Here is a 1001-nt window from a genome sequence, read left to right as displayed (position 1 = left end):
GTTTAGTTTTCAAAGATCATCTTGTCCGCTTCGTTTGAGCGACTTTATCATTATATCAATTCGCTCTTTCGAAGTCAACAACTTTTTTTAAATTCTTTTTTGGTGGAGCCTAGCGGGATCGAACCGCTGACCTCCTGCGTGCAAGGCAGGCGCTCTCCCAGCTGAGCTAAGGCCCCGAGAAATGGTCGGGAAGACAGGATTCGAACCTGCGACCCCTTGGTCCCAAACCAAGTGCTCTACCAAGCTGAGCTACTTCCCGATTTCAATTTATAATGGCGCGCCCGAGAGGAGTCGAACCCCTAACCTTTTGATCCGTAGTCAAACGCTCTATCCAATTGAGCTACGGGCGCAATATTTAATGCCGAGGGCCGGACTTGAACCGGCACGGTAGTCACCTACCGCAGGATTTTAAGTCCTGTGTGTCTGCCAATTCCACCACCCCGGCGTGGATGGTATAGTTGGAGCGGAAGACGGGATTCGAACCCGCGACCCCCACCTTGGCAAGGTGATGTTCTACCACTGAACTACTTCCGCAGACAGGATGTCCAACTGATCAACAACTGTCATCCTATATAATGCGGGTGAAGGGACTTGAACCCCCACGTCATAAGACACTAGATCCTAAGTCTAGCGCGTCTGCCAATTCCGCCACACCCGCATGAAAAATGGTGAGCCATGAAGGACTCGAACCTTCGACCCTCTGATTAAAAGTCAGATGCTCTACCAACTGAGCTAATGGCTCTTTTTAAAAGAGACTTGAGTATTATACCATATAAAAGTGGTGCCGGCAAGAGGACTTGAACCCCCAACCTACTGATTACAAGTCAGTTGCTCTACCAATTGAGCTACACCGGCTCGATATGTCAAAGAAAAAACAAGTAAAAATGGTGGAGGATGACGGGCTCGAACCGCCGACCCTCTGCTTGTAAGGCAGATGCTCTCCCAGCTGAGCTAATCCTCCATATTTGCACTGACGTGCAATTGCTTGGCGGCGTCCTACT

The 1001-nt window shown here is 49.7% G+C and carries 9 tRNA genes; all 9 read right to left on the bottom strand.

Annotated features, from left to right (window positions below):
- Positions 1 to 100 precede the first annotated feature (100 nt).
- Positions 101 to 176: transfer RNA gene (locus AXI57_RS08005), tRNA-Ala, on the bottom strand.
- A gap of 6 nt (positions 177 to 182) precedes the next feature.
- Positions 183 to 259: transfer RNA gene (locus AXI57_RS08000), tRNA-Pro, on the bottom strand.
- 14 nt (positions 260 to 273) lie between these two features.
- A tRNA-Arg gene (locus AXI57_RS07995) sits at positions 274 to 350 on the bottom strand.
- A gap of 9 nt (positions 351 to 359) precedes the next feature.
- Positions 360 to 445: transfer RNA gene (locus AXI57_RS07990), tRNA-Leu, on the bottom strand.
- Between the two features lie 14 nt (positions 446 to 459).
- A tRNA-Gly gene (locus AXI57_RS07985) sits at positions 460 to 534 on the bottom strand.
- Between the two features lie 42 nt (positions 535 to 576).
- Positions 577 to 658, bottom strand: a tRNA-Leu gene (locus AXI57_RS07980).
- An 8-nt stretch (positions 659 to 666) separates the two neighbouring features.
- Positions 667 to 742: transfer RNA gene (locus AXI57_RS07975), tRNA-Lys, on the bottom strand.
- A gap of 37 nt (positions 743 to 779) precedes the next feature.
- Positions 780 to 855 (bottom strand) — tRNA-Thr (locus AXI57_RS07970).
- Between the two features lie 30 nt (positions 856 to 885).
- A tRNA-Val gene (locus AXI57_RS07965) sits at positions 886 to 961 on the bottom strand.
- Between the last annotated feature and the right edge of the window lie 40 nt (positions 962 to 1001).

Origin of the sequence: Bacillus atrophaeus, assembly GCF_001584335.1 — a bacterium.
In the GTDB taxonomy this organism is placed as follows: domain Bacteria; phylum Bacillota; class Bacilli; order Bacillales; family Bacillaceae; genus Bacillus; species Bacillus atrophaeus.
Note: the sequence above shows the minus strand (reverse complement) of the source record. Positions and strands in the feature narration are given on the sequence as shown.